General features: G+C 68.7%; 10 protein-coding genes. 7 read left to right on the top strand and 3 right to left on the bottom strand.

Annotated features, from left to right (window positions below):
• The first annotated feature begins 1 nt into the window (after position 1).
• Both wecB and KZC56_RS09315 read left to right on the top strand, forming a co-directional pair.
• Positions 2–1129 (top strand): non-hydrolyzing UDP-N-acetylglucosamine 2-epimerase, encoded by a 1128-nt coding sequence (wecB, locus tag KZC56_RS09310; RefSeq protein WP_247638418.1) that lies wholly within the window; start codon positions 2–4, stop codon positions 1127–1129.
• Positions 1122–2399: a glycosyltransferase family protein gene (locus KZC56_RS09315; protein ID WP_247638419.1), complete on the top strand. Its 1278-nt coding sequence runs from the start codon at positions 1122–1124 to the stop codon at positions 2397–2399. The genes wecB and KZC56_RS09315 overlap by 8 nt, the downstream gene beginning before the upstream one ends.
• Here the strand turns inward: KZC56_RS09315 and KZC56_RS09320 are convergent.
• On the bottom strand, positions 2338–3168 hold the full coding sequence (locus tag KZC56_RS09320; RefSeq protein ID WP_247638420.1) for a glycosyltransferase: 831 nt from the start codon (positions 3166–3168) through the stop codon (positions 2338–2340). The two genes, KZC56_RS09315 and KZC56_RS09320, sit on opposite strands and share 62 nt — an antisense overlap.
• Before the next feature lie 316 nt (positions 3169–3484).
• Here KZC56_RS09320 and KZC56_RS09325 point away from each other — a divergent pair, with 316 nt between their 5' ends.
• The 4 genes from KZC56_RS09325 (at position 3485) to KZC56_RS09340 (ending at position 9495) form a co-directional block, all read left to right on the top strand.
• Positions 3485–5011 carry a lipopolysaccharide biosynthesis protein gene (locus KZC56_RS09325; protein ID WP_247638421.1) on the top strand — a complete coding sequence of 509 codons (1527 nt, stop codon included), beginning with the start codon at positions 3485–3487 and terminating at the stop codon, positions 5009–5011.
• Positions 5008–6384 carry an O-antigen ligase family protein gene (locus KZC56_RS09330; RefSeq protein WP_247638422.1) on the top strand — a complete coding sequence of 459 codons (1377 nt, stop codon included), beginning with the start codon at positions 5008–5010 and terminating at the stop codon, positions 6382–6384. Before KZC56_RS09325 ends, KZC56_RS09330 begins: the two co-directional genes overlap by 4 nt.
• 263 nt (positions 6385–6647) lie before the next feature.
• Positions 6648–7574, top strand: coding sequence for a nucleotidyltransferase family protein (locus tag KZC56_RS09335; RefSeq protein WP_247638423.1), 927 nt, complete (start codon positions 6648–6650; stop codon positions 7572–7574).
• A gap of 67 nt (positions 7575–7641) precedes the next feature.
• Positions 7642–9495 (top strand): DUF4012 domain-containing protein, encoded by a 1854-nt coding sequence (locus KZC56_RS09340; RefSeq protein WP_247638424.1) that lies wholly within the window; start codon positions 7642–7644, stop codon positions 9493–9495.
• A 3-nt stretch (positions 9496–9498) separates the two neighbouring features.
• On the opposite strand, the gene lepB is transcribed toward KZC56_RS09340, so the two are convergent.
• The gene (gene lepB / locus KZC56_RS09345) at positions 9499–10179 is read right to left on the bottom strand and encodes a signal peptidase I (RefSeq protein ID WP_247638425.1); all 681 of its coding nucleotides are present in this window, start codon (positions 10177–10179) and stop codon (positions 9499–9501) included.
• A gap of 47 nt (positions 10180–10226) precedes the next feature.
• Here lepB and KZC56_RS09350 point away from each other — a divergent pair, with 47 nt between their 5' ends.
• A complete protein-coding gene (locus tag KZC56_RS09350; protein WP_247638426.1) occupies positions 10227–11294 on the top strand; it encodes a heparan-alpha-glucosaminide N-acetyltransferase domain-containing protein in 1068 nt (355 codons plus the stop codon).
• 6 nt (positions 11295–11300) lie between these two features.
• Here the strand turns inward: KZC56_RS09350 and KZC56_RS09355 are convergent, their stop codons facing one another.
• Positions 11301–12290 (bottom strand): MauE/DoxX family redox-associated membrane protein, encoded by a 990-nt coding sequence (locus KZC56_RS09355; protein WP_247638427.1) that lies wholly within the window; start codon positions 12288–12290, stop codon positions 11301–11303.
• Positions 12291–12321: the final 31 nt, after the last annotated feature.

Below are 12321 nucleotides of genomic sequence, written 5' to 3' on the forward strand. Positions count from 1 at the left end.
CATGGCCGACAAGCTCAAGGTGATGACCGTAGTCGGCACCCGACCCGAGATCATCCGCCTCTCCGCCACGATCAAGATGCTCGACGAGCACACCGACCAGGTGCTCGTGCACACGGGGCAGAACTACGACTACGAGCTCAACGAGGTGTTCTTCGAAGACCTCGGACTCCGTCGTCCTGACCACTTCCTCGAGGCCGACACATCATCGCTCGGTGCAGCACTCGGTTCCATCCTCACGAAGACGGAGCAGGTCCTGCGCGCCGAGCAGCCGGATGCGTTCCTCGTGCTCGGCGACACCAACAGCTGCATCTCCGCGGTGATCGCGAAGCGGATGAAGATCCCGGTGTTTCACATGGAGGCGGGCAACCGTTCGTTCGACGAGAACGTGCCGGAGGAGACCAACCGCCGGCTCGTCGACCACGTCGCCGACTACAACCTGGTGTACACCGAGCACGCTCGGAGGAACCTTCTCGCAGAGGGACTGCACCCTTCGCGGATCCTGCTGACCGGCTCACCCATGCGTGAGGTGCTGGCGCAGAACCAGGAGCAGATCGACGCGAGCGACGCGGTGTCGCGTGCGGGCCTCACGCCAGGGGAGTACTTCCTCGTGAGCCTGCATCGGGAAGAGAATGTCGACAATCCTGACCGTCTGCGCTCGGCGATCGCGGCGCTGCAGGCTCTCCGCGCCGAGTACGCGCTGCCGATCCTCGTCTCGACCCACCCGCGCACGCGAAAGCGCATCGAGGCGCTCGACGACGCCGCAGCGACGGACGGCATCACCTTCCATCCGCCGTTCGGCTTCCACGACTACGTGAAGCTGCAACAGGACGCGAAGCTCGTGCTCTCCGACAGCGGCACGATCAGCGAGGAGTCGAGCGTGCTCGGCTTCCCGGCGGTGACCGTGCGCGACTTCATCGAGCGGCCGGAGGCCCTCGATGCGGGAGCGATCATCACGACCGGTCTCACGCCGGAGGGCGTCGTCCGCGCCGTCAGGGCGCGGCTGAGCATTCCCGCCGACCTCGCCTCCCTTCCGGCCGGCTACGAGATCGACAACACGGCCTGGCGCGCCACCGCGTTCCTCCTCTCCACGGCACACTCGCACCGCGCGCGGCTGGGGCTGCATGTCTGAGAGCGCGCAGCAGAACGCGGAGTCGGATCGAATCGTCCGCACGAGCGCCTGGGAGCTTTCCGTCCCGCGAACCGTCGGCGACGCCTCCCCGCTCCTCGTCGTGCCGACGGTCCATCCGAGAGGTGACCGTCGCATCATCCGGTGCGCACAGGTGGCACTCGATGCGGGCTTTCGCGTGCACTTCGTCTGGCTGGGGGAGGGCACGCCGTCGGCCGACGCCGCCGTCTCCGAGACGGTGCTTCCCTCTCCGCGCAATGCGCGCGAGCGGATCGGGATGGTGAACGGAGTCGCCCGAGAGGCGGCAGCACGGCTCGCGGATGCCTGGCACATCCACGACTACTACTTCCTGCGGGCGGCGAAGCGCTGGCAGCGGCACTCGGGAAGGGCCGTGCTGTACGACGTCCACGAGTATTACGCGGACTATTACGCGGGTAAACTCCCGGTGCCTGCGGTGGTGCAGAGGGGCGTCGCGTGGATGCTGGAGCGGTATCAGGTGCGCTCGGCGAAACGACTGGGAGCAGCGAACGTCGTCACGGAGAAGATGGCCGGGCCGTTCCGCGAAGCGGGGGTTCCGGTTTCCGTGTCTCCGAACTTTCCGCTGCTGACGCAGTTCGAGTCCCTTCCCTCGCGTCCGTTCGAGGATCGTCGATGGTCCGTGCTGCACATCGGGACGCTGAGTCGCGGGTACGGGACGGAACTGCTCGTCCGTCTGGCGGCGCGATCCGCGGAGCGCGACCTCCCGTTCACGTTCCACGTGCTGGCCCGGTATCCGTCGGTCGAGCACCAGGCGGATTTCGAGGGACTGCTCTCCGAGGCATCGAACCCGCCGAACGTCGAGGTGCTCCCGAGCCGTCCTTCCCACGAGATGCCGGCGCTGCTTTCGAGGATGGGGTTCGGGCTGTCCTTGCTCATGCCGGACGGTCAGAACGAGACAGCCGTGCCGAGCAAGAACTATGAGCACGTGATGGCGGGACTCGTCAACGTGGTGACGACGCGGAGAGCGCAGAGAGAGTTCTCCCGCGAGCACGCCGTGATGGTGGACGGAGATCCCGAATCGTGCGACGACATGCTCGATGCGATGCTGCGCTTGGCCGAGGACGCTGAGGCGACGGATGCTGCGCTCCGCGAGAAGGCGGCGGCGGCCAAGGAGACGTTCACGTGGGAGCGTGGTGTCGCGCCGGGGCTGGCGGCGCAGCTTCGCGGACTGCTCACCTCGTCGTCCGAGGCTCGCCTCCGAAGCTCTGCTCGCCACCATGGACGAAGGCGCTGAGTACGCGAGCCGCTTCTCGTCCGTCGTGCCAGCGCCGCACGTACTCCGGACCGCGCTGCGCCACCCGGATCGCTGAGTCCGGGTCGTCGAGGATGTCTTCCATCGCGACCCGGAACGTCTGCGGATCGGCGTCGATCATGGGCGGGCGATCTCGGGCGGTCTCCCGGTGGGCGGAGATGTTCGCGACGACGACGCGACCGGCCGCCAGCGCCTCGATGCCGGTGACGCCGTAGGTTCCCGTCTGCAGCTGATCGACGACGATGTCCGCCGATCTTATGAGAGCGGCCATGTCGCTGCGGCGGACCACGGCAGGGCGGACGAGTTCGATCCTTCCGGCGCGCGCCAGGTCTTCGAGCACGGGAAGGATGTACGCGGAACCCTTCGCATTGCCGCCGCCCGATCCACGGTGGAGGACGCGCGGGGTGGTGGACTGCATCGCCGGGAATGAGCCTCTCCAGCTCTCCGCGTCGACGCTGATGGGGAGCAGGGTCGACCCCGGCACATGGGCGAGGAGGTCCGGCGTCGTCACGAACACGGGGACCCCGAGGTCCGCGACCTCGCGTCGGTTGCGCGCCGTGCGCTCCTCCGTCGTTCGCACCCACTCGGGGTCGGCGTCGAAGAAATAGCTGGCTTCGTCGAGCTCCTTCGCGAGCGCAGGCCCTCGCGCTTCCGACCCGTGGAACACGACGCCCAGCCGGCGGTCTCCGTAGAAGCCGGCGGCCACTTCGAAAGCGAACGACGCATGGTGCGGGTCCATGGCGAAGGGCATGTTCCCCTCGTTCAGCACGTGCGTCACCGGACGCAGGGCGAGGTGGAGTGCGGCCCGCCTCATGGCCAGGGGTGCGAGTCGGTGGTGGGGGAGTGCTCGTCGTGCTCTCGAGGTGACCTTGGTCTGGGGCCGCAGCAGCCGACTCACGCGACCATCGTGTGCGAAGGATGTCGCGGGGGTGCCGGAGTCCTGCACTGCCCGTGCCCAGATGGTCGCCTGACTTGCCGCGTTCATCGGACCGATCCCGAGAGACGCCGGTTCCCGCTCAGTGGGCTGGGTCTGTGCGGGCACGCGCCTAGCCTATTATGAGACAGGTGTGTGGACGGTGGCCGCCACCGAGCCGTCGTCCAATCCGCCGTCGGACGACGAGGCAGGGGGAGCGGTGCGCAGTCGGGTGAGCTACCTCGGGCGAGCCGACCACGATCTGGGAACCAAAAGCGCTCTCGCGATCGTCACCAAGGTGTCTCCCGGCCTCGCGACGCTGACGACCAATCTGCTGGTCGGGCGCCTCGGTGGAGCACATCTTCTGGGATTGACGCAGACCGCCATCTCGACGGCCGCGCTCACCTCGCTCGCATACCCCGGTCCGGCAGCTTCGGCCGCGAGCCGTTTCGTCGCGGCGTCGGTCGCTGCGGGCGACCCGGAGAAGGCCCGCGTGGTCGCGAGTTACCTCGCGCGCCGCGTCGTCTTCGCGATCGTGTGCCTCATCGGGCTGGTCATCGGCATCTCCTTCCTGGCGGGCGTGGACAACACCACGGTCGTGGTCGTGTCGTCCGTTATGACCGCGGGTCTGTCCGCCCGCATCTTCGTCGAGGGTCTGCATTTCGGTGGAGGGGAGGGGCGCCGCCTCGCTGTCGGCAGCCTCGCCGTGGCGGCCGCGGGAACCGCAGGCTCCGCGATCCTGCTGCTCCTCGGGAACCGCACTCCCTGGGTGATCGTCCCCGTCGCCGTCGCCAATGTGATCTTCGCCGTCGTGACCTGGCCGCCCCGAGCTTCCGGCGTGTTGAAGCGGGGCGAGCGTCGCGCCATCCGTCACTTCATGATCATCGCGGCCTTCGGAACTCTTGCCAGCTCTGGATTCGTGCAGCTGACGACCATCGTCGCGAACGCCTCGGGAGGAGCCTCCTTCGCCGGCGAGTACGCGGCCGCACTCACGCTGACGACGCCGCTCGCCATTCTCGCGACGGCTATCAGCGCGACGCTGTTCCCGGCGTTGTCGGCGATGCACGCGGGATCCACGGCCGACGTCGTGCGTCACCGCGTCACAGAGGCGTCGAGCATCCTCACCTGGCTCATCGCCACGGCCGTGTGCACGATGATCATCCTGGCGGTGCCGCTCGTCGAGTTCGTCTGGGGATCCCCATACTCGAACACCTGGTGGATCCTGCAGTTCCTCCTCATCGGCACGCTGGCCACGACCGTGGCGGTGCCGTCGGTGACCGCCCTGACCTCCAGCTCGAACAAGGGGATGCTGATCTCCGCCGGTACCAGTTTCTTCGGCGCCCTGATCGGGGCGATCACCTGGCTGGTGTTGATCCCCACGGCCGGAGAACGGGGGGTGATGATCGGTTGCGTCGTCGCCACCGTCCTCACCGGCCTCCTGCCCTATGTGATCGTGTGGAGGCACTATCGCATGCGTTGGGCCCGGTCGACCATCGAGGTGGTGGGCATCGTGGCACTCAGCATCGGACTCGGGGTGCTCGCTCGGGAAGGGCTCTGGAACGGCTTCCTCGCTCCCGTGCTGGCTCTCGCCGTGATCGTGGCGTGGACGGTGACCCGGTACCGTGACGTACGTCGCGCGTGGACCCTCATCGGTCCTCGGCTGAAGAGGAAGAAGACATGACCGCAGAGCGAATCGCGCGCACCGGGCCGATTCCGGGTTGGGAACGGGACAGCGGTTCCGACCGGGCTTCCGGGGCCCTCACCCGGCTGGCACACGTGATCGTCTTCGCTCTTCCGATCCTGGCGGCGTTCGGGCCGTTCATCCCCGGGGTCGGATCGCTCTTCGCCTTCCGCGCGGCCGCGCTGCTTCTCCTCGTGCTGGCGGTGCTCGGTCGGAAGTCGACGGTACGGTCGGCGGCTCGTCAGTCGACCGTGGTGCTGGCCGCCGTGTGGATGTTCGTGACGGCCATGTCGCTCCTGGCCGTCGGACCCGCCGCCGAATCATGGGGAGAGCTGCTCTCCCTGATCTCGGGAATCGCGGCGCTGCTCGCGCTTTCGCTCCTCCCGTCGCCCGGCCGTGCGCTGACGCTCTTCCTGCGCGGCTGGCTCGTGGGATACATCGTGATCTCCGCGCTGGCCGTGGCCGAGATGATCACCGGAAGCTCGATCAGCGCATCGCTGGCTCAGGGACGGACGATCGACGGGTGGGGACTCACCGTCGTGTTCTTCAACCCGAACAACTACGCGACCTATTTGCTGTACTCGTTCCTGGCGCTCTTCGCGCTCTGGGCGCGGGTGCGCACGAAGGCCGCGAAGGTCCTCTGCTTCCTTGCTCTCGCATCGGTGCCGGTGCTGATGACCTTCACCAACAGCCGCACGGGGGTGTGGACGGCGGCGGCGTTCATCGTCGTGAGCATCCTCCTTTACCTCCGCACGAGAAGGCTGCTGCGATTCGCCCTGGTGATCGTGACGGTGCTGGCCGCGGTGCTCGTGCTCGACCGTGTCGAAGAGAACCCGATCGTGGAGCTCGCGGACTACATCGGCAACGCGGGGTACAGCATCGACGTGCTCGGTTTTCAGATGGCCGTCGACTCATCCACATATGTCCGGTGGGAACTGGTCCTCGCGGGTCTCGCCCTGTTCGCGCTCCGCCCTCTGCTCGGATGGGGGCCGGGAGCGTTCGAGGGCGCCGTGGTCTCGAACGGGATGGACACCCGGACGCTGGGGGTCATCAGCCCGCACAACGGCTTCATCGAAGTGCTCGCGCAATACGGCATCTTCGTCTTCGCCGTCTTCGTGTTCTGGCTCGGGCGGATGCTGGTCGTCGGGATCCGTCAGCGCAAGGACCCGGACAGGGTCGTCTCTGCGGGGGGAATCGTCCTTCTCATCGGCATCGCTTCCCTCCCCGTCGTGTTGACCATGCACAGCTCCACGCTCGACCCGTCCACCACCTGGGTGTTCTTCGGTCTCCTGCTTCTCATCGCGCGCGCGGCCGAGGACCGCGCGCCGCTGGAACGCTCGCTGAGCAGCGGCAACGAAGGCGGCGGCTCATGACGCCACGGGGGACGCCCTCGGAGAACCGTCGTCGGCGAGAGGTCCCGGATCAGGGCGACCGCCCGACCTCCTGGACGGTGGCCGGACAGGGAGCGCTGGATCTCACAGGGACCGAGCTCGCGGCCGACGGGTACGAGATCGTGGTGACGCCGGCGACGCCGGCGATGCCGGTCCTTCTGTTCGGGGAGGGGGCGGAGGTATGGCGGCTCCTGGAACGAGGCGCCCTCGCCGATCGTGACCTCGACCACGCGCAGCGGGAGGTCGTGGTGCAGCTGCAGGAGATGGGTCTCGCCGCGGGGGCGGGGACGTCCTCCAGCGCTCCGCTCACGCTCAGCGAGCCGTGGTTGGACTCCGTCTTCCACGAGCTCGTCTACGCCCTCGTCGCTCGGGTCGCCGAGGAGAACGACATTCCGCTCTTGTTCATCAAGGGGCCGACGCTGCACGCGCAAGGGCTCCGCAGCCGCAAGCACTCCGGCGATGTGGACTGCTGGGTCCGACCAGGCGACGACCTGCGGCTTGCGCGGGCGATGCGCGAATGGGGCTGGACCCCGCTGATGCTGCCCTTCACCGGTACGACGGTGACGCATTCGCTCACCCTCGTCGCCGGTGAATGGGGCTGCGCGATCGACGTCCACACGTCCTTCCCTGGGATGCGCCTCGCACCCGGGGAAGCGCTGCAGTTCCTTCTCGACGGCGCCGAGCACCGCTCCTACGCGGGAGTGTCGGCGCAAACGCCATCCCTCGCCGCACACGCCGTGCTGTCCGCATTGCACGACATGCGTCCCTTCGAGGGCGCGCCGCCGTCGGCTCATGCCGTCGCATCCGCGACCGCGGTGCTCGCCACCGCCGGCGATGCGGTGTTCGACGTGATCGACCGACTGGATGCCGGTTATGTCCTGCGGGAACCGCTGGAGCGCGCCTTCGGCGCACAGGCGCGACGCTTCGAATCGGCCCTCCCGCCGAAGGACTGGGAGATGAGGTTCGAGCGCACGTCATCGGCGAGGAACTTCAAGGCGCTGAAGTTCGTTCCTCTGCGGATGCGCTTGCGCGCGCTCGTCCGGCTGGTCTGGCCGACGGCCGAGACGACGAGGATAGCCCTGTCGCGCCCCCAAGCATCGAACGCGGAGGTCTTCGCCGCGCGGATCCGTCGGGTCGGAACCAGTGCGAGGAAGCTGCTCGACGGCCGCTGACTCCCCCCGTCGGGGCGGCCCCCGGCAGGGCGGGGAATTCCCATCCGAGTGCGATTGAATAGGGGGGATGTCCTCCTCGCACCAGACTAGAGCCACCCTGCGCGCAGACGCCGCCGCCCGCGAATCGAAGCGTCGATCTCGTCGGACGATCCTGTGGATCATCGTCGCCGTCGTGGTCCTTCTCGTCGTGGTTGTCGTGGCCTTCGCCGCGGTAGCCGCATCGAAGGCGCTATCCGTTCGCGACTCGCTCACGCCCGCCGTGCCCATCGCGAGCGGTCTTCCGGCGAAGGTGGTCTCGGGCGACACGGCCGGCGCCGCGGACGACGCCGCGGCGCTGCAGGAACTGTCCGCCCGCGCCGTGGCGCAGACCGAGGGGTTCGACTGGCGGATCGCGGAGTGGATCCCCGTGGTCGGACAGAATCTCTCCGCAGTGCGTACGGCGGCCGAGAGCGTCGACGATGTGGCGGAATTCGCGGCGGCATCGATCGCGGGGCTGGACCTCGCCGCCTTCCGGCCGGTCGGCGGGGCCGTGGACCTGGCGGCGGTGCATCGTCTGGAGGGGATCGTCTCCGAAGGTGCGACGGTCTTCGCTCGGGTCAACGACCGCATCGACGGCACGGACCGCACGTTCCTGCTGCCGCAGGTCTCGCAGGCTCTCGGTACGCTCGACGACGCCGTCTCGGGCGTCGACGAGAGCCTCGGAACGCTCGTGCCGATCCTCAAGGCGCTTCCCGCGGCCCTCGGCGAGGGTACTCCGCGCACCTACCTCCTCATGTTCCAGGGCAACTCGGAGTTGCGTGCGCAGGGTGGCAACCCCGCGGCCCTCGCCCTGGTCACGGCCACGGAAGGGCGGATCGAGCTGACGACGCAAGCCACCAGTGTCCAGTTCGCGAACGCGCGGGAAGAGAGCATCGCTCCGCTCGACGCCGAGACCGAGGGGCTCTACACCGACATCATCGGGCGGTGGATCCCCAACATGACGGCGACGCCTGACTTCCCGACCACCGTGGAGATCATGCGGGCGTGGTGGGCCGACGAAGGACTGCCTCCGTTCGATGACGTGATCTCCACCGACCCCATCGCGCTCAGCTACATCCTCAACGCCACCGGTCCGATCCCGCTCGCCACGGGGGAGATCCTCACGAGCGAGAACGCCGTCTCCCTCCTGCTCAACGAGGTCTACTTCAAGTACGGCGAGTATGGCCCGGGTGTCGTCGATGCCTCCGCCCAGGATCTGTTCTTCGCTTCGGCGGCGGCTCAGGTCTTCGCGACGATCACCTCGGGGTTGAACAATCCGGTCGGTTTCCTCGACGCGCTGCGACGTGCGGGTGAGGAAGGTCGAATGACGATCTGGTCATCCGACCCGGAGATCGAGGGACTCACGGCGGGCACGAAGGTGGCGGGTGTCCTGCCCGCGAGCAACGGCGCAGGGACGATCGCGGGCGTGTACTTCAACGACACGACCGGAGCGAAGACCGACTACTACGCCGACGCGAACATCGTCTCCACGACGGATCAGTGCACGGCGACCGGCGCGCCGACGTTCCGACAGACGATCACCTTCGCGAACAACATCACCCCGGCGGAGGCGAGCAACCTCCCCGCATTCATCACCGGCCCTCATTTCGAGCCCGGCTACATCGCCACCGATGTGGTGGTGTACGCACCTCCCGGAGTGGGCATCGAGTCGTGGAACGTCGAAGGGGCAGAGAGCTTCACACTCATGGCCGAGGGCACGCATCTCGGTCGCTCGGTCGTGCGCATCAACGTGGTCACGCCGCCGCAGACGGCCGCCGTCATCACGGTCGACATGAAGGGGGCGGAGGGATCGTCGGGCGCGGACTACGGGCCCTACGACGTATGGACGACGCCCATGGTGCGCGAGACCCCGGTCACGATCGACGCTCCGGGCTGTGGCTGACGCCTACGGCCCACCCCATCGGTTGATCGGCCACAGGATGGGCCCGGCTTTGCCGAACACCTCGTCCCGCATCATCCAGCGCGCACAGCCATCGTCGGCGTCCGGGTCTCCCCGGCACGGGTAGACGGAGTCCGCGGAGTTCGTACGGTTGTCACCGAGTACGAGGTAGGAGTCGTCGGGCACGGTCAGAGCGGGGAAGCATCGCGCTGACGTAGGGGTGCTCGTGCAGTCGAGGTCGCCGGCGACGAAGGGGAGATCCTGCACGACGTAGGGTTCGTCGAGCGGCACGCCGTCGACGAGCACCGAGCCGTCCGCGTCGCAGCACTCGACGGTCTGGCCGGGGCCCGCGATCACGCGCTTGACGAGCACGTACGGCCGCAGCCCCGTCGTCTCGCCGATCGCGTTCAGACCCGCGACCAGCGCATTCCCACTGGCCGCTGGACGTTCCCAGTCATCACCGGGCCGGAACACCACGATGTCGCCGGGCGCGGGGTCGGCGGCCAGGTAGGCGAGCCGGTTCACGATGAGGCGGTCGCCGGGCTGCAGGGTCGGAGCCATCGAGCTCGAGGACGGCTGCCCGACGAAGGCGATGACGATCAGCGCGAGCGTCAGGGCGAGCGCCGCGTGGAACCACACACTCCGGAAGAAGCGTCGGCGCGGCCGCTGATGCTCGGTCGTCGTCATCGTCTCTCCGGTCGCGCTGTCGGGGTCACACCCAATAGTGTCAGGGAATGGGTCGTGAAGCCGAGGTCGACGTGAAGCCCGCCGCAACCTCAGCCACCTGGGACGGGGCCGCACGGCTCGTCATCCCCGACGTGCTGCGGGGGGTGGCGATCGTGGCCATGCTCGTAGCGCACGCGTCGGCTTTCGTGCCCGTGAAGCCCGCCGCCGCCGGCTTCCTCACCGGGAACCTCAGCGAGATGGCGTCGCCGCTCTTCGCCCTGGTCATGGGTATGTCGGCGCAGCTCGTCTGGAACCGCGGACCGCGCGTCCCCGTCACCCTCCTGCAGCAGACGATCAGAGGGCTGTTCCTGATCGCGCTCGGAGTGTGGATGGCGTCCTGGGGCTCGTGGGTGGCGATCGTGCTGGGGCATCTCGGCGTCCTGCTCATCGTCGGCGCTCCGTTGCTCCTCGCGCGCACGCCGTGGGTCATCGGGGTCGCCGCTGTGGTGCTCGTAGTCGGTGACCCGCTCGTGCGACTGGCCCGCGGATGGGCATGGGCGTACACCGCGCCGAGCCCGCTCCACGACCTGCTGGACTGGGTGATCATGAGCCCCAACTATCGGCTCGTGAACCTCCTGCCGTTCTTCCTGGTCGGCGGGCTCATGATCCGGCACGGCCTGCGTCGCGATCGCCTGCTGGCGGTGATCGCGTGCCTCGCGCCTTCCGCATATGCCGTGTGGGGCATCACCGAGTATCTCGATCTGTTGCGCGCGCAGTCCGGCGACTACACCGACACGCTCCGCGACGTCGGGCTGGTACTCGCCACGTACGTGGTGGTGGTGCTCGCCGCGACGGCGCGCGGGGGCGCGGGGCGTCTCTGGAGCACGGTGTTCGTGCCGTTCGTGGCGTGCGGGCAGGTGGCGCTGTCGTTGTACCTGCTGCACGTGGGCCTGATCGCCCTGTGGAACAACGCCTACGGTCGTCCGCTCGAGAACGTCTGGCTCGGGTGGCTCGTGATCGTGCCCGGCATGGTGCTCATCGGTTGGCTGTGGTGGCGCTTCGTGGGCACCGGACCGGTCGAGTGGGTCATGGGCTGGATCACGGGGCGCCGCAAGCCGTTGCTGCGTTCCCGCTGATCCGCATCACGACGGTTGATCGGCGAGCGCGAGCAGGCTGCGGATCAGCTCGTCGACCTCGTCGGTGCCGACCGCGAGCGGACCCGCCTGCGCGCCGTCGGTGCCGATGAGGGCGGCGACCGGCGTGGCACGACCCGTGCCGAGGATCGTCGAGAGCGAGCCGCCCACGTCCACCGCGAAGCGCGTCGTGCGGGGGAGCGCATGCGCCGGCTGAAGGGCCCCGGACGCGTTCGACACGCGCTGGACCGCGTACACGTCCACAAGCGCGCTCAGCGGGCCTTCTGCGGCGCCCAGGGAGGCCAGGACGTCGGCGCAGGCGCGACAGCCGGGTGACACGAACACGAGAAGCCGTGCGCGGGCCGTCGCGGCGAGCAGATCGATCACTTCATCGGAGGCCGGCAGCAGCACGGCGCCGGCACCGCGCGCCGGGGGCGCCGTCACGGGCGCATCGCCCCTCGATGCCCGCACGATGGCCGCGGTGCCTGCGGCGATCAGCAGACCGGCACCGAGGGCGCCGATGGCGATGCCGACGGCCGGCCGGCCGCCCGCGAGGGCTGCCGGCAGCCCGAGCGGTGCGCCGCCCGCCGCGGCGACCGCAGCCGCCACGACGAGAGCCGCCGCCACGACGACCAGCACGATGTTGCGTGCGATGAGGCGCGGCCCGATCGCGGCGGGCATCCAGTCGCCGAAGCACCCGCAGTCGTCCGTCGCCCCGAGGCGATGCGCGCGGATCGTCACGAGGAGCAGGCCGGCCGTGAGGGCGAGCGCTGCCGCGCTCGCCGCGACGAACATCCAGCCCGACGTCGCCAGGAGCGCGACGGCCACGAGCGCTTCGGCGGTGATCAGGAGCGCGGCGGCGATCTGAGGACGCCGCACCCGGATCTGCAGCGCCGAGAATGCGCCGAGGCCGCGATCGGAGGCACGCAGCTTGCCGATCGCGCTCGCGGCGAACACGGCGGCGAGGAACACCGCCAGGGGCAGGACGAACGCGGTCATGACCTCATCTTCCCGGATCACCAGAGCGGCC

The sequence above is a fragment of the Microbacterium sufflavum genome (genome assembly GCF_023091155.1).
GTDB classification, from domain to species: Bacteria; Actinomycetota; Actinomycetes; order Actinomycetales; family Microbacteriaceae; genus Microbacterium; species Microbacterium sufflavum.

Excerpts from the sequence above, each read along its gene's own strand:
- KZC56_RS09340 (WP_247638424.1), top strand. The coding sequence starts at position 7,642 with ATGTCCTCCTCGCACCAGACTAGAGCCACCCTGCGCGCAGACGCCGCC.
- KZC56_RS09320 (WP_247638420.1), bottom strand. The coding sequence starts at position 3,168 with ATGCCCTTCGCCATGGACCCGCACCATGCGTCGTTCGCTTTCGAAGTG.
- KZC56_RS09355 (WP_247638427.1), bottom strand. The coding sequence starts at position 12,290 with ATGACCGCGTTCGTCCTGCCCCTGGCGGTGTTCCTCGCCGCCGTGTTC.
- KZC56_RS09315 (WP_247638419.1), top strand. The coding sequence starts at position 1,122 with ATGTCTGAGAGCGCGCAGCAGAACGCGGAGTCGGATCGAATCGTCCGC.
- KZC56_RS09350 (WP_247638426.1), top strand. The coding sequence starts at position 10,227 with ATGGGTCGTGAAGCCGAGGTCGACGTGAAGCCCGCCGCAACCTCAGCC.
- wecB (WP_247638418.1), top strand. The coding sequence starts at position 2 with ATGGCCGACAAGCTCAAGGTGATGACCGTAGTCGGCACCCGACCCGAG.
- KZC56_RS09330 (WP_247638422.1), top strand. The coding sequence starts at position 5,008 with ATGACCGCAGAGCGAATCGCGCGCACCGGGCCGATTCCGGGTTGGGAA.
- lepB (WP_247638425.1), bottom strand. The coding sequence starts at position 10,179 with ATGACGACGACCGAGCATCAGCGGCCGCGCCGACGCTTCTTCCGGAGT.